Below are 18,349 nucleotides of genomic sequence, written 5' to 3'. Positions count from 1 at the left end.
GGCGACCGGGTGCGGCATCCGGGCCACGTCCGTACCGGTGGACGCCGGAGCCGCCCCCTCGCGGGTGGGCTGTGTGCTGCCCGAGGACCGGGAACGGCCGGACGGCGACGGCGCCGACTCGATCGTCCGCCTCTACCTCGTGTGCGGCTCGCGTGTCTCACCCGTCGAGCGGGAGGTCCGCATGCCGGACGGGCGCTCCGCCACGGAGCGGCTGCCGGTGGCGCGCGAACTGCTGGAGGAGTTGCAGCGGCAGCCGGGTGCCATGGAGGACACGGCGGGCTTCGAGACGGCCGTGCCGAACGATCTGAAGGTCAGCGGCTCCCGGGACGGCGACCCGGACGAGGCGCTGCGGCTGAACCGGTCCCTGGACGCGCTGCCCCCGTTCGCGCTGGCGCAACTGGTGTGCACCCTGGCGGACACCGCGGCGGCCGACGCCGACGAAGGGGTGGTCCTCGGCGGGCCCGCCGACGACGAGGCGGCCGGACCGCTCCGGCGCTACGAGTGCGACACGGCACTGCGCACCCACCCGGAGGCCGCCGAGACCGCGGGCACCGACGTCTGACCGCCTGACCGGAAGACCGGTACCCTCCCGGGCTCCGGGTCACGCCAGTGCCGGGGCCGCCGGTGCCGGGGCGGCGGCGGTACCCGGTCCACAAGGGCCGGACCAGGAGCAGGGGAGAACCTGGTGCCGGGGGCGCCGGAACCCGGAGCAAGGCCGGAACCCGGTGCCGGGCGCGGAACACGGTGCCGGGTGCGGAACCCGGTTCGGGGCACGGAACACGCGTGTGACATAGCCCTGACCCGCTCAGGACGCGGTTCCGGAACCGCGGCGGAAGGCGATGGCGTCCTTGATGACGTGCAGCGCCATGGCTCCGGCGGCCCCTTGCCCGCCTCCCGCATCCGCGCCACGGGACTCCTCCTGCTGGCGGCGCACCTGTGTCTCGTCGGCTGGCTGACGCTGCGCCCGCTGGCGGTGCCCTGGGTGGCGCCGGCCAATCTGCATCCGCTGGCCACGATCCGGTCCGACCTGGCGGACGGGCCGCGGGCCGCGCTGGAGGGCATCGGCGGGGGGCTGGCGCTGCTGGCACCCTTCGGCGTGCTGCTGCCGCTGGCCTCCGGCCGGCTCCACCGCCCGCTGCCGGGCACTCTGGCGCGCACCGTGTTCGCGGGGGCGATGCTGTCGGTGGGGATCACCCTGGCGCAGGCGGGGGTGCCGGGCCAGGTCGTCAACGTGGACTCGGTACTGCTGAACACGGCGGGGGTCGGGCTGGCCGCCGGTTTCGTCTTCCCGCCGGTGCGCCGCTGGCTGCGCCACCGAGCCGGGGGCCACGGGGGCCGTCTGGGCGGCCGGCGCACGGGGACCGAGTCCGGGGCCGGGTCGTCCGGGTCCGGGGGGACGGCGCTTGGGAAGGCCGCCGTGCGCGGGAGCGGGGTACGTCTGCGGGAGGACGGGTCTCAGGGTTCGACCCCGAGGGCGACCAGGGTCGGAATGGCACCGTAGCGGGATGTTCGCCCGTTTGGTCCGTTCTACTGTCGGAAGTGTCGGACGGCACGGGCCGGCGACCCGGAACCGGTACCGGACGAGGTACCGGACGGCGGACCTCCGGTCGTGCCCGCATACGGACCAGCGAAGGAGCAAGCCTCATGACCGCACTTGCCCGCCCGGCCGAAGGACGGATGATCGGCGGCGTGTGCGCCGCTCTGGCCCGGCGCTTCGGCACCACACCCACCACGATGCGCGTGCTCTTCCTCGCCTCGTGCCTGCTGCCCGGGCCGCAGTTCCTGCTCTACCTCGCCCTGTGGGTCCTCCTCCCGGACGAGAACCGACACCGCAGGTCCGCCTGGTGAGCCGCGGCCCCGGCGGGCCGGTGCTCCGCAGGCCCGCACGGGCGAGGGCCCGCATAATCCCCATGACCCCCGCAAACGAGGGCCCGCACACGCGTGTGCCCTCACACGCGATGGCCTTCACACGCGCGACGGCCACACGCACGACGGCGGGCGCCCCCTCGCGGGGCGCCCGCCGCCGTCGTCTCCGGCTCGGCCCGGCGCGGGGCCGGGGCGAGCCGGGCGGGGGTGTCAGTGGGAGCCGCCGACCGGCAGGGCCTTGCCGAGGGGCAGGCCGCCGAGCATGCCGCCGCCGGGAGCCGAGCTCTTGCCGGCGGTGGACTTGCGGGCGCTGTCGGCGACCGGCTCCGCGACGTCCAGCGGGGTGCCGGTCAGCGCGCCGGTCAGGGCCTCCTGGGCGACACCGACCGGTTCGGAGAGCCCGCCCGGCAGAACCTGGGCGGCCTGCTTCAGCGGGAGGTTCCCCAGGGTCTGGCCCGCGGTCTCGGTGACCGGGCCGAGCGCCTGGCCGCCGGAGGCGCCGAGCGCGTCGGTGGGGGCCGCGGAGGCGGCACCCGCGCCCGCCATGACGACGGCCGCACCCAGCGCGGCGACTCCCACGGTCTTCTTGGCTACCTGCTTCATCAGTCTTTACGTCCTCGGAATGGGGGCTTCGAGCAGCCCGACGGGGCTTGAGCAGCCCGGCGAACGTAGCCAGGAATTCCGAGCGGCCGCAAACACGTCGGCACCGCCGTAAGTCGCCGTCGGGCGGCGGGCGGCGGCGGTGCCGGCGGGGCGGCCGGCCGTCCCGCGCACCGGGCGGAGGGACGGCTCAGCCGCTGGTCACACGGGGTCAGCCGGGGGTGTTCTGGAACAGCCACTCGGATTTGAGGGCCGCGTATCCCGGCTTCACCACATCGTTGATCATGGCGAGACGTTCATCGAAAGGAATGAACGCCGACTTCATCGCATTGACGGTGAACCACTGCATGTCGTCCAGCGTGTAGCGGAACGTCCGCACGAGCTGGTCGAACTCGTTCGTCATGCTGGTGCCGCTCATGAGGCGGTTGTCGGTGTTGACCGTCGCCCGGAAGTGCAGCCTGCGCAGCAGTCCGATGGGGTGCTCCGCGTAGGAGGGTGCCGCGCCCGTCTGGAGGTTGGAGGTGGGGCACAGCTCCAGCGGGACGCGCTTGTCGCGCACGTAGGCGGCCAGCCGGCCCAGCTTGACGGCGCCGTCGTCGGCGACCTGGATGTCGTCGATGATGCGCACCCCGTGCCCGAGCCGGTCGGCGCCGCACCACTGGAGTGCCTGCCAGATGGACGGGAGCCCGAAGGCCTCGCCCGCGTGGATGGTGAAGTGGTTGTTCTCCCGCTTGAGGTACTCGAAGGCGTCCAGGTGCCGGGTGGGCGGGTAGCCGGCCTCGGCGCCCGCGATGTCGAAGCCGACGACGCCCAGATCGCGGTAGCGGTTGGCCAGCTCGGCGATCTCCAGCGCGCGGGCCGCGTGCCGCATGGCGGTCAGCAGCGCGCCGACGCGGATGCGGTGGCCGCCCGCGCGGGCCCGGCGTTCCCCCTCGCGGAAGCCCTCGTCCACGGCCTCGACCACCTGCTCCAGCGTGAGGCCGCCCAAAAGGTGCTGTTCGGGCGCGTAGCGGACCTCGGCGTAGACGACGCCGTCGGCGGCCAGGTCCTCGGCGCACTCGGCGGCGACGCGGAAGAGCGCGTCGCGGGTCTGCATGACGCCGACCGTGTGCGAGAACGTCTCCAGGTAGCGCTCCAGCGAGCCGGAGTCGGCGGACTCGCGGAACCAGACCTCCAGCCGCTCGGCGTCGGTCTCGGGGAGCGCGTCGTACCCGGTCTCGCGGGCCAGCTCGACGATGGTGGCCGGGCGCAGCCCGCCGTCGAGGTGGTCGTGCAGCAGGACCTTGGGTGCGCGGCGGATCTGCTCCGTGGTGGGGACGACGCCGGCGGGGACGGTGCCGGCGGGAACGGTTCCCTTGGGGAGGGTGCTGCTCTCGGTTTCGCTTGCCATCACGGCACTGTAGCTCCTACGCGCGTAGAACACAGGAGGGCGGCGCGGGTTTCCCAACTCCCTTGCGCCAACCCCCTTCCGATCACGCCGTGGCGTGCCATTGTTGCGCCATGGTTCAGCGAGCGTTGCCCGTGAGGGAACCACGCCTGGGACGGCCGCGGGGGGCCGTGGGACAGGCACCGCACGCCGTCGTCCTCGTCCTGCCCGGCGGCGGCACCGTCGGCGGCGGGCGGCGCGGCTCCGTACTGGCCGCGGCCTCCGCCGTCCCGCTCGCGCGCCGGCTGGGGAACGCGACCTCGCGCGACGATCCGCTGGTCGCCCACATCGTCCGCTACCGCAGCCGCGGCTGGGCCGGGTCCGCCGTCGATCCCGCGCAGGACGCCGAGTGGGCCGTCGAGGAAGTGGTGCGGCGGTACGGCGACGTTCCGGTGTGCCTGGTCGGCGCCGACGTGGGGGGCCGGGCCGCCCTGCGCGCCGCCGGTCACCCCGCCGTCGTCTCGGTGGTGGCGCTGGGCCCCTGCCTGGAGGAGGCCGACGCGCGCCCGGACGGCGCGGGGGGCGCGGAGACGGGGCAGACGGGGCAGACGGGGCAGACGGGAGAGGCCGGGGAGCAGGGCGACGGCGGGGACACGGTGCGGCGGCTGCGGGGGCGCCACGTGCTGCTGGTGCACGGCACCGCCGACACCACGACCGACCCGGAGCTGTCCTACCGCTTCGCCGAGCGCGCCAAGAAGGTGAACGCCCAGGTGTGCCGTTTCGAGGTGCACACCGACGGGCACGGGCTGCGCGGATACGCCTTCGAAGTGGCCTGCCTCACCCGGGACTTCGTCCTGGGGACGCTGTGCGCCCGGGACTTCAGCCGGCCGCTCGCCGACGCCTTCGCCGCGCCGCCGCCGCTGGGCCTGCGGATGCCGCTGGCCAGCGGGTTCGGCAGGAACCTGCCGTAGGGAGCGGCGCCCGTCCGGGACGCTCCCGCCACGTACGGCGCGGCGCGCCGCCGACGGGCCCGGCGCCTGGCGCACGCCGCCCGGAAGATGAACCGCGCCGTGCGCAACCAGGCGGCCGCCTCCGGGTCCGGGTCCGCGTCCGGGTCCGCGTCCGGGTCCGCGTCCGCGTCCGCGTCCGCGTCCGCGATGAGTATCCGTACTCATGTCCGGGCCGCGGGTGCCGCCTAGCGTGACGGTATGGCGGACACCGGGACGGCGGCGGAGACGGCGGCGGGGGCGGAGGTGCCCGGCGGGGCCCGCCGGGCCGGGGGCTGGCAGGCGGGCTGCGTGGCCGTGCTCTTCCTGGGGGTGCTGCTGCTCGCCGCCGGAGCCCTGTGGCTGTCCGAACTGGAGCGGGGCCTGGACGGCTACGGCCAGATCGAGGAGGGCGCCGGCGGGGCCTCGGCCGGTGTCGCCGACCCGCTCGCGCCGGGCGGGACCGCCACGTACGAGGACGGGCTGGCCGTCACCGTCGGCGGGGTGCGGCGGGTGCCGGGCACGGCCCCGGGCACCTACCGCTTCGCCGTCACCTACGAGAACCACTCGGACGGCACCTTGCGGATCGGGGAACCGGACGCCGAGGCGAACGTCTCCGAGTACGACGACGCCCCGCTCGTCGTCCGCGCGGGCGCGGCCCTGGACGACGGGGCCGAGGACGGCAGCACCAGCGTCTGGCACACCAGCCGGGCGGCGGGCCGGAGGCTCACCGCGCCGCTGGGCGAGGGCGAACGCCGTACCGTGCCCGTACGGGTGACGGTACGGCCGGGCAGCGGCCACGAGACGACGCTGACCGTCGTCGTCCTCCCGCAGGGCGGCTCCGCGACCGGCCGGGACGCGGCGCACTGGGAGATGACGCTGCGCGGGTGAGCCGTGGCGGCGGCCTCGGGCGCGGTGACGGCGCCCCGCGGGACCGGTGGCAGCACCCGCGGGACCCGTGACGGCAGCCCGCAGGACCGGTGGCAGCAGCCCGCGGAAGCGGCGGTGGCAGCCCGCGGGAGCGGCGGTGGCAGTCCGCGGGCGCCGGGCCGCTCCCTCAGGCGCGTACCGCCGTGTGCACCGTCGTCGCCGTCAGGAAGAACACGTCGGGGCGGCGCAGGATGCCGTCGGGGGAGGCGTCGTCCAGGAGGACGTCGAGGGTTGCCAGGTCCTCGGCGTCGAGGCTGTCTGCGAGGTTGTCGCGGGAGCGCTGGAGGCGGTCGCGCACATGGGTGCGGGCGACCGGGTCCAGCGGCGCGGGCAGGTCGGTGAGGAAGCTGCGGCTGCCGGTCGGGGCCAGCCCCGCGGCCACCAGCAGCGCGGGCCAGTCCTCCACCACACGCCGGTGGCCGGGGAGTTCGGCACGCATCGCGCTGAACCGGTCCTCCTCGACCGCGTCGAGCCGCGCCTGGAGGCCGGGGCGGCCGATGCCGATGTCGCGGGGCAGGAACCGGGCGGGCAGTCCCCGCTCGCGCACCGCGAGCACACCGCCGGGGCGCAGCGCGCCGGCGAAGGTCTCCAGCGCGGCGCGCTGGTCGCCGAGGTGGTGGACGACGTTGCTGGTCCAGACGAGTTCCGCCGTGCCCAGGTCCGTCAGCCCGTCGGGGAGTTCGGCCTCACGCGTGGTGACACGGGAGGCGAGTCCCTCGCGGGCGGCGCGGGCGCGGGCCCGCTCCAGCAGCCCCCGCGCGCTGTCCACGGCGACCGTCTCGGCACCGGGGAAGGCGTGGGCGAGCGCCGTGGTGCTGACGCCGGGGCCGCTGCCCAGGTCCAGGACGCGGGTCACCTCGCGGGGCCCCAGCAGGTCGTGCAGCCAGGCAGCGGCGGCCTCCAGGAACGGCACGCCCAGTTCGGCCTCCCGTTCGAGGTGTTCGGCGAGCGCCTCCCAGTCGGGTTCGGTGCCGCCGGGACCGTGGGCGTGGTGGCCGTGGGAGTGCTGCCCGTGGGAGTGCTGCCCGTGGGAGTGGTGGCCGTGGGGACGGGAGTCGTGGGCTCGCGGGCCCGGGGAGCCGTCGCCGTCGGGGGCGGGGTGGTCGTCGGGGTGGGCGGGCGGGGTCATGGGACCTCCTCCGGTGCGGGATGGGCGGGTTCGGCGCGCAGGAGCCTTCCCCTGCGGCCGAGCAGGAACTTCTTGAAGGCGGCGACCGGCGGGGTGTCGGGCCGCCCCGCCGGCCAGGCCAGCCCGATCTCGCGGACGGCGCGCGGCGCGGTGACGGTCAGCTCCCGTACGCCCGGCCGCGGGAAGACGGGCGGCGGCAGCAGCGCGACCCCGAGTCCGGCGGCGACCAGGCCGCGGATGGTCTCGGCCTCCTCGCCCTCGAAGGCGATGCGGGGGGTGAAGCCGGCCTCGGCGCACAGCGTGTCCAGGATGCGCCGCATGCCGTAGCCGGGCTCCAGCGTCACGAAGGACTCGCCCGCGGCCTCGGCCAGCCGGACCCGCTTGCGCGTGGCGAGGCGGTGGTCGTCGGGCACGACCAGCCGCAGCCGCTGTTCGTCCAGGCGCCGGGCGACCAGGTCCGGGGCCTCCGGCACCGGTGAGGTGAGGCACAGGTCCAGCTCCCCGGCGCGGAGGCGCTCCAGCATGGCCTCACCGTAGTTCTGCACCAGCGCGAAGCGGACGCGCGGATGGTCGGCGCGGAAGGCGCGCAGCAGTTCCGGGACCGTCTCCCAGCCGAGGGTGTGCAGGAAGCCGAAGGCGACCTTCCCGGTGGCCGGGTCGGCGTCGGACCGCACCGCCTCGGCCGCCTGCTCGACGGCGGCCAGCGCCCGCTCGGCGGAGGCCAGGAAGGTGCGGCCCGCGGGCGTGAGGGACAGGGTGCGGCCGTGCCGGGCGAAGAGGGCGACGCCCAGGTCCTCCTCCAGCCGCGCGAGGGAGCGGCTCAGCGAGGACTGCGGAACGCCCAGCTCCTGTGCGGCGCGGGTGACGTGCTCGTGGCGGGCGACGGCCGCGAACCGCGCGAGGAGCGGGGTGAGGGAGAGCGCGGCGGACGCGGCCCCGGGCGCGGAGGCGGCCCGGGTGTCTTTCGTGTTGCGTGACGGTGACACTTCTCCCCCTCGGCGGTCGCTCATCTGCGGTGATGCGCCAGCGGATCGATTCTCGCACTTCCATGCATTGGACGGATGAAAAGGGGGGTCGTACGTTCGAGGTATGCCTGCCCTCGATACCGGGGCGTCCACCCGAGGGGTGGACGCCTCTTCGCAGCCTGCGCCCGCCTCGCCGGCCGACCCCGCCTCGGCTGCCGACCCCGACGCCACCAAGCTGAGCCCCGGCGACCCCGGGCACGGACGGATGCGGCTGGCGCTGTTCGCCGCCGGCCTGTCGACGTTCGCCCTGCTCTACTCCACCCAGGCCCTCCTCCCCGAGATCTCCCGCGCCCTGCACGCCGCCCCCGACCAGGCCAGCTGGACCGTCTCCGGGGCCACCATCGGGCTCGCCGTCGCCGTGCTGCCGCTGGCGGCGCTCTCCGAACGGTTCGGACGGCGCCGGATGCTGACCGCCTCCATGGCCGTCGCCGTCGCCCTCGCGCTCGTCGTGCCCTTCGCGCCGAGCCTGCCGGTGCTGATCGCGCTGCGGACCCTCCAGGGCGCGGCCGTGGCCGGGGTGCCCGCCTCCGCGATGGCGTTCCTGTCCGACGAGGTGCGGGCCAGGCACCTGGTGGGCGCCGTCGGACTGTTCGTGGCGGGCAACAGCGTGGGCGGCATGAGCGGGCGCATCCTCACCGGCTGGGTGACCGAGGCGTGGGGCTGGCGGGCCGGACTGGGCGCCGTCGCCGTCACCTCGCTGCTGTGCGCGGTCGCCTTCCGGCTCCTGGTGCCGCCGGCCCGCCACTTCACCCCCGTCCCGCTCCACCCCCGGCGCGTCGCCGCCACCGTCCGCGCCCACCTGGGCAATCCGCTGCTGCTGCGGCTGTACGCGATCGGACTGCTGTTCATGGTGGTCTTCGGCGCCGTCTACACCGTCATCGGCTACCGGCTGGTCGCCGCGCCCTTCGGGCTCTCCCAGGGCCTGGTCGGCTCCGTCTTCGTCATCTACCTGGTGGGCACGGCCGCCTCCGCGACGGCGGGACGGCTCAACGCCCGGCTGGGCCGGCGCGGAACGCTCTACCTGGGCATCGGCACCGCGTCGGCCGGACTGCTGGTGAGCCTCGCCGACAACCTGGCGGCCGTGGTCGTGGGACTCGTCCTGATCACCGCGGGCTTCTTCGCCGGGCACGCGGTGGCCTCCGGCTCGGTGAGCCGCACCGCGTCCCACGGCGCCGCCCAGGCCTCCGCCCTGTACCAGATGTCCTATTACGTGGGCAGTTCGCTCGGCGGCGCGCTGGGTGCCGCCGCGTTCGCCGCCGGCGGGTGGGCCGCCACCGTCGCGCTGGGGCTGGGCGCCATGGTGCTGGCGGGCGGGATCACGCTGTACGCGACCCGGCGCGCGGTGGTGCTCGCCCGCGCGTGAGGGCCGCCTCCCCTGGCCTCTCGCGCCCGGCACCGGCAACAGGGCACCGCCTGACCTGGGTTGACCACACAGGCGGTGCCCTCTGCCCGCCCCCTCTCGTTGTTCTCCCGGACGTGTGGGAGCGATCGGGAGCTGGTTTCGATGGGACAGGTCGGCAGCGGAGAAGGGCTGCCGTTGACGGCGGCGCAGACGGGCATGTGGTTCGCGCAGCAGCTGGATCCGGACAACCCGTGTTACCGGGCCGCCGAGGCGGTCGAGATCCAGGGACCGGTGGACGTCGGACTCCTGGAGCAGGCCCTGCGGCGCACCGTCGCCGAGACGGAGGCGCTGCGCGTGCGCTTCGTCACCACCACGGACGCCGACGGCGAGGAACAGGTGCGGCAGGTCGTCGAGCCGTGCGAGGACTGGCCGCTGCCGCTGGTGGACCTGCGCGGTGAGGCCGACCCCGAGGCGGCGGCCCACGCCTGGATGTGGAAGGACCTGGACCGGCCGGTGGACCCGCGCCGCTCACGGCTGTTCAGCTTCGCGGTCCTGCGCACCGGCGACGCGCGGTACCTGCTCTACCTGGCCATCCACCACATCGCCATGGACGGCTACGCCATGACGCTGTTCCTGCCGCGGCTCGCCCGGATCTACACCGCGCTGGAGGCGGGAGAGCCCGTCCCCGGCCCGGGGCTCGCCCCGCTCGCGCGGGCACTGGACGACGAGGCCGGGTACCACCGCTCGGCGCGCGCGGAACGCGACCGCGCCTACTGGGCCGACCAGCTCGCCACCTGGGGAACGGCGCCCTCCTCCCCGCACTGGCCGCGCCCGGCGCGCCGGTTCGTACGGGAGACCGGGCACCTGGACCCCGAGGCGGCGCTGGGCCTGCGCACCCTGGCCCGCGGCGCCCGCACCGGGCTGGCGACCGCGGCCATGGCGGCGCTCGCCCTCTACGTCCACCGGCTCGGCGGCCTCGACCACGACGCGGACGGCGTCGTCCTCGACGTGACGGTCACCGGGCGCGGCGGCGCCACCCGCGACGTGCCGTGCATGCTGGCGAACGTGCTGCCGCTGCGGGTGGCGGCGCCCGCGCGGGGCACCGTGGGCGAACTGCTGCGGCGCACCGCCGCGCAGGCCAAGGGGCTGCTGCGGCACCAGCGCTACCCGTACTGGTACCTGCGCCGGAACCTCAAGGCCGCGCCCGGACCGGCCGGCGGCACGGCCGAGTGGGGCATCAACGTGATGACCCACGACCCGAAGGTCGCCTTCGGCCGGCACCCGGCCGTCCTGCACAACCTGTCCAACGGCCCCGTCACCGGCATGGCCGTCAACGTCTACGACCGCACCCACGACGGCTCCCTGCGCATCGACTTCCAGGCCGATCCCGCCGCTCACCCCGCCGAGGACGTCGCCGCCCACCACCGCCGCTTCCTCGCCCTGCTGCGTACCCTCGCCACCGCGGAGGCCACCCACCGTCTGGACGGGATCGACCTGGCGACACCGGCCGAACGCGCCCAGGTCCTCGCCTGGGGCCGCGGCCCCGAACTCGCCGTGCCCCCCACCCCGTTGCACGCGCTGTTCGAGCAGCGCGTGCGCGCGGAGCCGGACGCCGTGGCACTGGTGTGCGGGCCGGACGAGGACGCGGACGCGGCCCCGGACAACGGCGCGGACGCGGGCCCGGACAACGGCGCGGACGGCGCGCACGGGGGGCGCGGTGCGCACGGAGGGCGCGGCGCGGGGACGCCGGGGGGCGGCGGGCCGACCGGGGTGCGGCTGTCCCGGGGGAAGCTCAACGCGCGGGCCAACCGGCTCGCCCACCTGCTGCTCGCGCGGGGCGCCGGCCCCGGTGCGACGGTCGCCCTCGCGCTGCCCCGCACCGAGGCGTACGCCGTCGCGCTGCTGGCCGTCCTCAAGAGCGGCGCCGCCTGCCTGCCGCTGGAGGCCGGGCATCCGCCGGAGCGGACGGGGATGATGCTCGCCGACGCCGCACCCCTGTGCGTGCTGGCGACACGGCAGACCGCCGGCGCGCTGCCCGCGGGGAACTGGGACATCCTGGTGACCGACGCCCCCGGGACCGTGCGCGAACTGGACCGGCAGCCCGCGGGCGACCCGCTCCCCCGCGATCTGCCACGCCCGCTGCGCCCGGACGACGCGGCGTACGTGGCCTTCACCTCCGGCACCACCGGCCGCCCCAAGGGCGTCGTCGTCGAACACCGGCAGCTCGCCAACCTCTTCCACGACCACGTCGCCGCCCTCCTCTCCCCCGCGGCACGCGCGGCCGGGCGGCGCCGGCTGCGGGCCGCGCTGACGGCCTCGTTCCTGTTCGACACCTCGTGGGAGGCGTGGCTGTTCCTGGCCGACGGCCACGAGGTGCACCTGATCGAGGACGCCGTACGGCACGACGCGGCAGCCCTCGTCGCCCGCGTGGCCCGGCGGCGCATCGACTTCCTCGACCTGACCCCCTCCTATCTGCGGCACCTGCTGGACGCCGGCCTGTTCGCCCCGGGCCGGCACCACCCCGGCACCCTCATGGTCGGCGGGGAGGCGCTGGACGCCCAGCTGTGGCGGCGGCTGCGGGAGCTGCCCGCCACCACCGTCCTCAACTACTACGGCCCCACCGAGTGCGCCGTCGACGCCGTCTGGTGCCGGCTGGACGAGCAGGGGGACCGCCCCGTCATCGGGCGGCCCCAGCACAACGTGCGCGCCTACGTGCTGGACCGGTGCGGGCGCCTCGTCCCGCCCGGGGCGAGCGGCGAACTCCACCTGGGCGGCGCTCAGGTGGCGCGCGGCTACCTCGGCGCACCCGGACCGACCGCCGAACGGTTCCCGGCCGACCCGTTCGCGGCGCGGCCCGGCGCGCGGATGTACCGCACCGGCGACCTCGTCCGGTGGACCCGCGACGGGCTGCTGGAGTACCTGGGCCGTACCGACGCGCAGCTCAAGGTGCGCGGCGTGCGCATCGAACCGAGCGAGGTGGAAGCCGTCCTGGCCGCACATCCCGGGGTCGCCCAGGTGGCCGTCGCCGCACAGCGCACCGGCTCACCGGAAGGGCCGCTCCACCTGGCCGCGCACATCGTGCCGGCGCCGCGCGCCCACGGGGACGGCCGGCGCCCCCGCCGCGCCTGGGACCCCGCCGAACTCCGCTCGTGGGCGGCCACCCGGCTGCCCGCGGCGATGGTGCCCGCCGTCTACGTCCCCCACGAGGCGCTGCCGCTGACGCCCCAGGGCAAGCTGGACCGCGCCGCGCTCCCCGCGCGGACCGCTCCCGAGACGGACGGGCCCGCCGCACGGCGCGAGGCCCGCACCCCCTGCGAGCGCACCCTGTGCCGGCTCTTCTCCGAGGTGCTGGGAGCCTCCCGGGTCGGGCCCGACGACGACTTCTTCGCCCTGGGCGGCGACTCGATGGCCGCCACCCGCCTGCTGGCCCGCCTGCGCACCGCGCTGGACGCCGACCTCACCCTCGGTGCGCTCTACCAGGCCCCCACGCCGGGCCAGTTGGCGAAGCACCTCGGCACCGCCGTGGCCGGCCCCCGCACCGCCCCGGACGAGCACGCCTTCGGCATGCTGCTCCCCCTCCGCGAGAGCGGGAAGGACCGGCCCCTCTTCTGCGTCCACCCGTCGGGCGGCCTCGGCTGGTGCTACGCCACCCTCCCGCCGCACCTGCCCGACACCGTCCCCGTCCACGCCCTCCAGGCGCAGGGCCTGCGCCCCGCGGACCGGCTCGCCACCACCTTCCCCGAGCTGATCGCGGCGTACGCCGCCCACATCCGCGCGGTCCAGCCGCACGGCCCCTACCGGCTCCTGGGCTGGTCCCTGGGCGGCGCGCTCGCCCACGCGACGGCGGCCCACCTCCAGGCGGACGGCGAGGAGGTGGACCTGCTCGTCCTCCTGGACGCCGCCCCCATCGACCCCGCGTTCCGCCTCACCGGCACGGACCCCGGCCTCGTACGCCGCCTCGTGGCCGAAGCCCTCGGCGCCGGCAGGGTCGACGACACCCAGCTGACGGCTGTCGCCCGCATGCTGACCCACTACGCCGGCCTGCTGCCGACCTACACCCCGCCCCTCTACCGCGGCCCCGCCCTCTACTTCCGCGCCACCCTCCCCGGCCCCACCCCGTCCCCCGCCCCCGAGGCGTGGGCCCCGTACCTGACCGGCCCCCTGGACGTCCACGACATCCCCTGCACCCACGGCCAACTGGGCAGCCCCACGGCGATGGCCACGATCGGCCGGACCCTGACGCCCCATCTGGCGCCTCGCCATGACGCCACCCCATGACCCGGGGCCAACGCCCGCCCGCCCGGCCGATGTCGCCGGAGACCACCCGCCCCGATGGGACTGATGTGCGAACATACCTGTTGGTGTTCGCGCGGTGACGGAACGAAAGCGGCAGGAGTGTCGCTGCGTGATCGCGTGCATGCCCAGATGGTCGCGCGCATACCGCCGTCGGAACGGGCGCCGTGGCAGTGCCGGACGAGCCCAGGGGGGAGTAGCCATGGCAGGGGACGGCAAGGGGAAAGAGGCATCGGACGGCCCGATGCCCGGAGAGGGGTACGCGGTGGAGATTTCCGGCATGCACGATAACTCGCCGTACACCTCTCGGGGTGGCTACCGTCTGATCGGGTGACGCCGCAGGGCTTGTTATGAGCCCCAGCCCAGCGCATGGAGCCGTTCATCGTCGATGCCGAAGTGGTGCGCCACCTCCTGCACGACTGTCGTGGCGACCTCGTGAACCACTTCGTCCCGGTCCTGGCACCTGCGGAGGGCGGGCCCCACGTAGATCGTGATGCGGTCGGGCAGTACGTCCGCGTACCACTCGCCACGTTCCATGAGCGGGGTCCCCTCGTACAGCCCCAGTAGCTCCGGGTCCTCGGCTGGAGGCTCGTCCTCCACGAACACGGCGACGTGGTCCATGATCCGCGTCAGCTCCGGCGGATGGTGTCCAGCGCCTCGGACACCAGTGCTTCGAACCTCTCTCGCGTGATCTCCAGCACGCGGTCCTTGTCACCCGGTTTGGTGGGTGCTGGGGCGAAGCAAGACCCCGCCCGCACGCCACGGGGGCTGCGCACGGACGGGGAGCGGGGGCGGCTCGCGAACTTCAGGCGCTGTCGTGAAGGGTGCTCACGGGGCCGTTGCGGTAGCGATCAGAGTTCCGATGTGGTCCGGCTGGGGAGCGGCGAGCACGCGGACCACGGCGCCCGCGAAACCCGCGTCCCGCAGCTTGGCCCGCCATGTGCCGGGCGTGTAGCTGTACCGGTAGGTGAACATGGCCTTACCGGCGAAGCCGCCTTTGTACATGCCCTGGGGGCCGTAGGCGCCGGGGATGGCTGGGGGCTGGGTGAAGACGAAGACTCCGCCGGGGTTGAGGCTCTTTCGGACCAGGGGGAACAGTCTGGCCGGGTCGGTGAACCAGGCGGCTCCGAAGATCGAGTAAACGGCGTCGTACGTCTCTGCGTGGTCGGTCAGGAAGTCCAGGACTTCCGCGCAGTACAGGCGGACGCCGAGGGGACCCCAACGCTGTCTCGTCTGCTCTACGCCGACGGGTGAGAGATCAACGCCCGTCATCTTGACACCCTGTTGGGCGAGGTAGGCCAGATGCCGGCCGGTGCCGTAGCCGATCTCCAGGGCGGTGGCGGGTTCGCCGAGGAGTTCGGGGCCGGGGCCGTGGTCCGCGTACTGGGTCCAGCGGAATGACGGCTCTGCCTCTTCCACCTGGCTTGCTGTGCTGCGGGCGAAGGCGTCCCACAGCTCGCGTTCGTGGTCGATGTTGTGCGGTACGGGCAAGGGGGGTCCTTGGTCGGGTGGCGCGGGCGGTGCCCCGTCCCGTCCTCCCCCTGGGGAAGACGGGACGGGGCGTCACCGCTCGGTTGTCGGGTCAGTGGCTGTCGGGCACCTTGTTGTCACACGGGGAGCACTCGGAGGCGTCCACGGCCCACAGTTCCTCGTCCACCTCGAATCCGTTGGCGCGGATCAGGTCGGCGGTGCGCATGACCGTGCCGTCCTGGCGACGTTCGATGAGGGGGGCGTGGTGCTTGTAGGCGCCCTTGTTGTACTCGTCGCAGAAGGCGAAGTACAGCGGGGTGTCGAGGATGATCTGGTGGACTCCGACGTCCACGGTCTGGCCCACGCCCATGTCCACGCCGGGGTTCTCCATGGCGGTGATCAGGTAGGCGATGCCCTGGCCGAGGATGCGTTCCGCCAGGCTGCGGACGGCCACGCTGTCGCGGAGGAGAAGTTGGACCTTCCGCTCCCACAGGTTCGGCACGTCCACGGAGCTGACCAGGTGGGGCACGCGCGGCTCCAGTGCGTTGAGGATCACCCGGGGGTCACGGGTCCGCGTCAGGGCCGGGGTCGGAGTCGGGGTTTCGATGGTCACGGTCATGGTGCTGTCCTTCCACTTCTTCGGATGAGTGGAGTGGTGCGCTTGCCGGGCCGGGCTGGTGGCCCGGCTCCCCGCCCGCCCGTCACTGTCCCTTACGCACGGACGGGCGGGAGCTGGTGTCCCGCCTCCGGCCGGAGTGCCGCAGTGGGGGAACCGGTTGGCAACGTCGTCGGCGGGGGCGGGGGTCTAGTGGCTGACCTGGACGGCTTGGCCGATGATTAACCCGCTCGAGCCGCTGACGGCCACGATGAACAGGACTCCGGTGTAGCGGGCCACGGCTTGGCAGGCGCGCTTCACTGGTGGCCGCCCTGGCCGTCGCCGGGAGCCGTGGGCGGGGTGGCGAGACGGTGGCGGAAGCGCTCCAGCAGGCCGTCAGGCGGTCACGCCGGGCCGCCCCCGCACGGTCGTCCTTGTGCGCGAGGTTGCCGCCCATTGCCTTGCCGGGCGGTCGGCGGAGGTACTGGGGCTTGCTCACGTAGGGCTCCTTCCTCGTCTTGAACGTCACGGCTGGGACCCTTGCTCGGGGGCGTCGGGCGGCCCGTCGTGGTGAGGGTGGGCCGGTGAGGTCACTTCGCGCCCTCCATCTGGTGGGGGTGGCCCGCGATCACACCGTTGCAGCTCAACGCCGTGAGGATGCGGCCCTCCGCACGGGCGGGGTCCCGGTCCGCGTGCGCGGACTCACACACCGAACAGCCGGGCACGGGGACCGGTTCCAGCGCCGGTACGGCCTTGCTGAGACCCTGCGGGGCTTTGTCACGAACGGCCACTGGACACCTGCCTGAGACCCGCGTGAACGCTCGCCAGAAGTTCCCGCATCGGCATGGCCCACGGGGCGTAACTCGCTTCCTTGGCCAAGCAGTTGGTAACGGCCGGCTGGGGTGCCGTACCGGGGCACAGACGTTGTGGCTCCCACCGAAGTACGTGCGAGTCGAAGGGAGTTACAGCCCCGCGTGCCGTCGAGCAGGGTAGATCGTTCGCCATGCGGGACACCGCCCTCACGAATCGTTCGGTGTCCCTCACGCTAGGGAGCTACCGATTTCTCCCCCAAGCGAGTTCTACGTTGTTGCACGCGAGTTTCAGAGTGCCGCGATGGCCTCTGTGACGAGCGCACGGGCATCCGAGCCGTACACGGCCATCTCTTGCAACTCCGCCCACGCCTTCACATACATGCCGACCTCCCCGGGGGCGGTCAAGGTGACCAGGGCTGTAAGGAGTTCGACGTGGACCCGCTGGTCATCGAAGATGTTGAACCCTTCCAAGGTCCACATATGCCGCTCGCGGGCGCTGAACGGCACGATACCCAGGGACACCGCAGGGAGAGACATGACGGATAGCAGGTGCCCCAGTTGGCCCGCCATCGCTTCGGCGTCCCCGACCTGGTATCGGAGGACTGATTCCTCCACCAGGAGTGTGAAGCGGTGGCCGACCTTGTGCAGGACCCTGGCCCGTGCCATCCGGGCTGCCACGGCCTCCGGTGTGTCGTTCGGCGTGCCGTGAAACCGGCTGATGGTCGACATGAGCCCGGTGGCGTACGCGGGGGTTTGGAACAGGCCGGGAATCACGTGGGAGGCGTAGCCGCGCATGAGCTTGGTGCGCTCGTAGAGAGGGACCCGGGACTCTTGGAGGCGGCGCAGGCCGGTGCGCTGAAGACGCTTCCACTCCATGTACATGGAGTCCGCCGAGCGGGACGCGGCGATGATATCGGCTGCCTGATCCTCTGCCTCACATCCCTTACACCAGACACGAATGTCGGCGTCGGACGGTGGTGTGCGCGCGTTCTCGATACGGGAGACCTTGGACTTGTGCCAGTCGCACCGAGCGGCTAGCTCATGCCCTTTCAGTCCTGCGTCTAGGCGTACCTCCCGCAGCTTGGCCGCCACGGCCTTCCGGGCAGTCTCGACACTTGATGACTGGTAGTCGGGCATGAGTCAGCGGACGTTGATACGCAGATTCAGACCGTGAATTCCTGGTGGGGGGCAGCACGATCCCAGACGGCCTCGAAGGCGTCCGCGCACATCTTGATTACGGCGGGGTCGTCGTTCAGTTCATGGCCCGTGAGCGCTCCATCTCCACTGAAGTGCCCGAAGCGGATCAGGCGACCGTCGAGGAGCCACAGGTCCGCGCCAGGAAGGGCGAGCGTCGCCGCTTTCTTCCGCGGCAGCCAACGGACTTGCTCCCCAGCTTCCACGTTCAGGTGGGTGCCCGCGTGCTCATACCTGATGTACTCGGACACGGGCATGGAGACGATGCGCGCCCGGCGCATGACCACGCCACGCGCGACGGTCTCCCGTACCAGGTCGAGCCACGGGCGGCGCCTCTCCACGGAGGCCGGGCCGATCTCGCCGGTTGCCTGCCATTCCGCGAAGTCATTCGCTTCAGACGCGACTCCGTACACATCGCGCATCTCCAGGTGAACAGCGGAGTGGTGGCAGGCGGCTACCAACTCAGTGAACGGCGGAACGCTGTTCGGCTTCATCGCAAGCCTTCCTGATCTGCGGCACCATGCGGGCCGGGATACGGATCACGGCCTCCGTCTCCGGGATGTGGCCGACTGTGAGGCATTCAGCCTCTGTCTTCTCGTCGGCTTTCCAACCCTGGAGTACGAGGTCCGCACTGGCGTCGTCCACCCACACCGTGGGGCAGTCGTCTCCGTTGGTGTGAGGGTCCTTGCCGAAGAACAGTAGAGCCATGACCTTGACCCCTGCCTACTCGGTTGCGTCTGG

17 protein-coding genes and 1 pseudogene are annotated in these 18,349 nt (G+C 73.7%); 7 read left to right on the top strand and 11 right to left on the bottom strand.

Annotated features, from left to right (window positions below):
• The 3 genes from FM076_RS20965 to FM076_RS20955 form a co-directional block, all read left to right on the top strand.
• Nucleotides 1–562 (top strand): hypothetical protein (locus FM076_RS20965; RefSeq protein WP_173872510.1); only part of this gene is annotated, 562 nt, incomplete at its 5' end.
• Nucleotides 563–856: 294 nt separating this feature from the next.
• Nucleotides 857–1,501, top strand: a complete 645-nt coding sequence (locus tag FM076_RS20960) for a VanZ family protein (protein ID WP_173872509.1) — start codon at nt 857–859, stop codon at nt 1,499–1,501.
• Between the two features lie 143 nt (nt 1,502–1,644).
• Nucleotides 1,645–1,848 carry a PspC domain-containing protein gene (locus FM076_RS20955; protein WP_173872508.1) on the top strand — a complete coding sequence of 68 codons (204 nt, stop codon included), beginning with the start codon at nt 1,645–1,647 and terminating at the stop codon, nt 1,846–1,848.
• Nucleotides 1,849–2,076: 228 nt separating this feature from the next.
• Here FM076_RS20955 and FM076_RS20950 read toward each other — a convergent pair whose 3' ends face one another.
• Together FM076_RS20950 and FM076_RS20945 are read right to left on the bottom strand one after the other, a co-directional pair.
• A complete protein-coding gene (locus FM076_RS20950) occupies nt 2,077–2,469 on the bottom strand; it encodes a hypothetical protein (RefSeq protein ID WP_173872507.1) in 393 nt (130 codons plus the stop codon).
• A gap of 208 nt (nt 2,470–2,677) precedes the next feature.
• Nucleotides 2,678–3,856, bottom strand: a complete 1,179-nt coding sequence (locus FM076_RS20945; protein ID WP_173872506.1) for an adenosine deaminase — start codon at nt 3,854–3,856, stop codon at nt 2,678–2,680.
• Between the two features lie 110 nt (nt 3,857–3,966).
• On the opposite strand from FM076_RS20945, the gene FM076_RS20940 reads away from it, so the two are divergent.
• Complete coding sequence (locus FM076_RS20940) at nt 3,967–4,803, top strand: alpha/beta fold hydrolase (protein ID WP_173872505.1); 837 nt, start codon at nt 3,967–3,969, stop codon at nt 4,801–4,803.
• A gap of 237 nt (nt 4,804–5,040) precedes the next feature.
• Nucleotides 5,041–5,709 carry a hypothetical protein gene (locus FM076_RS20935; protein WP_173872504.1) on the top strand — a complete coding sequence of 223 codons (669 nt, stop codon included), beginning with the start codon at nt 5,041–5,043 and terminating at the stop codon, nt 5,707–5,709.
• A gap of 166 nt (nt 5,710–5,875) precedes the next feature.
• Here the strand turns inward: FM076_RS20935 and FM076_RS20930 are convergent, their stop codons facing one another.
• Both FM076_RS20930 and FM076_RS20925 read right to left on the bottom strand, forming a co-directional pair.
• A complete protein-coding gene (locus FM076_RS20930) occupies nt 5,876–6,877 on the bottom strand; it encodes a methyltransferase (RefSeq protein WP_173872503.1) in 1,002 nt (333 codons plus the stop codon).
• A complete protein-coding gene (locus tag FM076_RS20925) occupies nt 6,874–7,863 on the bottom strand; it encodes a LysR substrate-binding domain-containing protein (protein WP_173872502.1) in 990 nt (329 codons plus the stop codon). Before FM076_RS20925 ends, FM076_RS20930 begins: the two co-directional genes overlap by 4 nt.
• A gap of 103 nt (nt 7,864–7,966) precedes the next feature.
• On the opposite strand from FM076_RS20925, the gene FM076_RS20920 reads away from it, so the two are divergent.
• Together FM076_RS20920 and FM076_RS20915 are read left to right on the top strand one after the other, a co-directional pair.
• Entirely contained in the window at nt 7,967–9,265 is a 1,299-nt protein-coding gene (locus tag FM076_RS20920) for an MFS transporter (RefSeq protein WP_173872501.1), read from the top strand.
• Between the two features lie 141 nt (nt 9,266–9,406).
• Entirely contained in the window at nt 9,407–13,522 is a 4,116-nt protein-coding gene (locus FM076_RS20915) for a non-ribosomal peptide synthetase (protein WP_173872500.1), read from the top strand.
• Between the two features lie 363 nt (nt 13,523–13,885).
• Here the strand turns inward: FM076_RS20915 and FM076_RS20910 are convergent.
• From FM076_RS20910 to FM076_RS20880, 7 genes and pseudogenes are all read right to left on the bottom strand, one after another.
• Nucleotides 13,886–14,238, bottom strand: a pseudogene (locus FM076_RS20910) (metallopeptidase family protein).
• A gap of 127 nt (nt 14,239–14,365) precedes the next feature.
• On the bottom strand, nt 14,366–15,028 hold the full coding sequence (locus FM076_RS20905) for a class I SAM-dependent DNA methyltransferase (protein WP_173872499.1): 663 nt from the start codon (nt 15,026–15,028) through the stop codon (nt 14,366–14,368).
• A 91-nt stretch (nt 15,029–15,119) separates the two neighbouring features.
• The gene (locus tag FM076_RS20900; RefSeq protein WP_173872498.1) at nt 15,120–15,626 is read right to left on the bottom strand and encodes a hypothetical protein; all 507 of its coding nucleotides are present in this window, start codon (nt 15,624–15,626) and stop codon (nt 15,120–15,122) included.
• Between the two features lie 566 nt (nt 15,627–16,192).
• Nucleotides 16,193–16,393, bottom strand: coding sequence for a hypothetical protein (locus FM076_RS20895; RefSeq protein WP_173872497.1), 201 nt, complete (start codon nt 16,391–16,393; stop codon nt 16,193–16,195).
• 309 nt (nt 16,394–16,702) lie between these two features.
• Complete coding sequence (locus tag FM076_RS20890) at nt 16,703–17,551, bottom strand: helix-turn-helix domain-containing protein (RefSeq protein WP_173872496.1); 849 nt, start codon at nt 17,549–17,551, stop codon at nt 16,703–16,705.
• Nucleotides 17,552–17,577: 26 nt separating this feature from the next.
• Nucleotides 17,578–18,102, bottom strand: a complete 525-nt coding sequence (locus tag FM076_RS20885; RefSeq protein WP_173872495.1) for a DUF6879 family protein — start codon at nt 18,100–18,102, stop codon at nt 17,578–17,580.
• On the bottom strand, nt 18,071–18,316 hold the full coding sequence (locus FM076_RS20880; RefSeq protein ID WP_173872494.1) for a hypothetical protein: 246 nt from the start codon (nt 18,314–18,316) through the stop codon (nt 18,071–18,073). The genes FM076_RS20885 and FM076_RS20880 overlap by 32 nt, the downstream gene beginning before the upstream one ends.
• Nucleotides 18,317–18,349 lie beyond the last annotated feature (33 nt).

Origin of the sequence: Streptomyces albus subsp. chlorinus (assembly GCF_013302895.1) — a bacterium.
Classification (GTDB): Bacteria; Actinomycetota; Actinomycetes; order Streptomycetales; family Streptomycetaceae; genus Streptomyces; species Streptomyces chlorinus.
Note: the sequence above shows the minus strand (reverse complement) of the source record. Positions and strands in the feature narration are given on the sequence as shown.

Excerpts from the sequence above, each read along its gene's own strand:
- FM076_RS20955 (WP_173872508.1), top strand. The coding sequence starts at position 1,645 with ATGACCGCACTTGCCCGCCCGGCCGAAGGACGGATGATCGGCGGCGTG.
- FM076_RS20950 (WP_173872507.1), bottom strand. The coding sequence starts at position 2,469 with ATGAAGCAGGTAGCCAAGAAGACCGTGGGAGTCGCCGCGCTGGGTGCG.
- FM076_RS20945 (WP_173872506.1), bottom strand. The coding sequence starts at position 3,856 with ATGGCAAGCGAAACCGAGAGCAGCACCCTCCCCAAGGGAACCGTTCCC.
- FM076_RS20940 (WP_173872505.1), top strand. The coding sequence starts at position 3,967 with ATGGTTCAGCGAGCGTTGCCCGTGAGGGAACCACGCCTGGGACGGCCG.
- FM076_RS20935 (WP_173872504.1), top strand. The coding sequence starts at position 5,041 with ATGGCGGACACCGGGACGGCGGCGGAGACGGCGGCGGGGGCGGAGGTG.
- FM076_RS20930 (WP_173872503.1), bottom strand. The coding sequence starts at position 6,877 with ATGACCCCGCCCGCCCACCCCGACGACCACCCCGCCCCCGACGGCGAC.
- FM076_RS20920 (WP_173872501.1), top strand. The coding sequence starts at position 7,967 with ATGCCTGCCCTCGATACCGGGGCGTCCACCCGAGGGGTGGACGCCTCT.
- FM076_RS20915 (WP_173872500.1), top strand. The coding sequence starts at position 9,407 with ATGGGACAGGTCGGCAGCGGAGAAGGGCTGCCGTTGACGGCGGCGCAG.
- FM076_RS20900 (WP_173872498.1), bottom strand. The coding sequence starts at position 15,626 with ATGACCGTGACCATCGAAACCCCGACTCCGACCCCGGCCCTGACGCGG.
- FM076_RS20890 (WP_173872496.1), bottom strand. The coding sequence starts at position 17,551 with ATGCCCGACTACCAGTCATCAAGTGTCGAGACTGCCCGGAAGGCCGTG.
- FM076_RS20885 (WP_173872495.1), bottom strand. The coding sequence starts at position 18,102 with ATGAAGCCGAACAGCGTTCCGCCGTTCACTGAGTTGGTAGCCGCCTGC.
- FM076_RS20880 (WP_173872494.1), bottom strand. The coding sequence starts at position 18,316 with ATGGCTCTACTGTTCTTCGGCAAGGACCCTCACACCAACGGAGACGAC.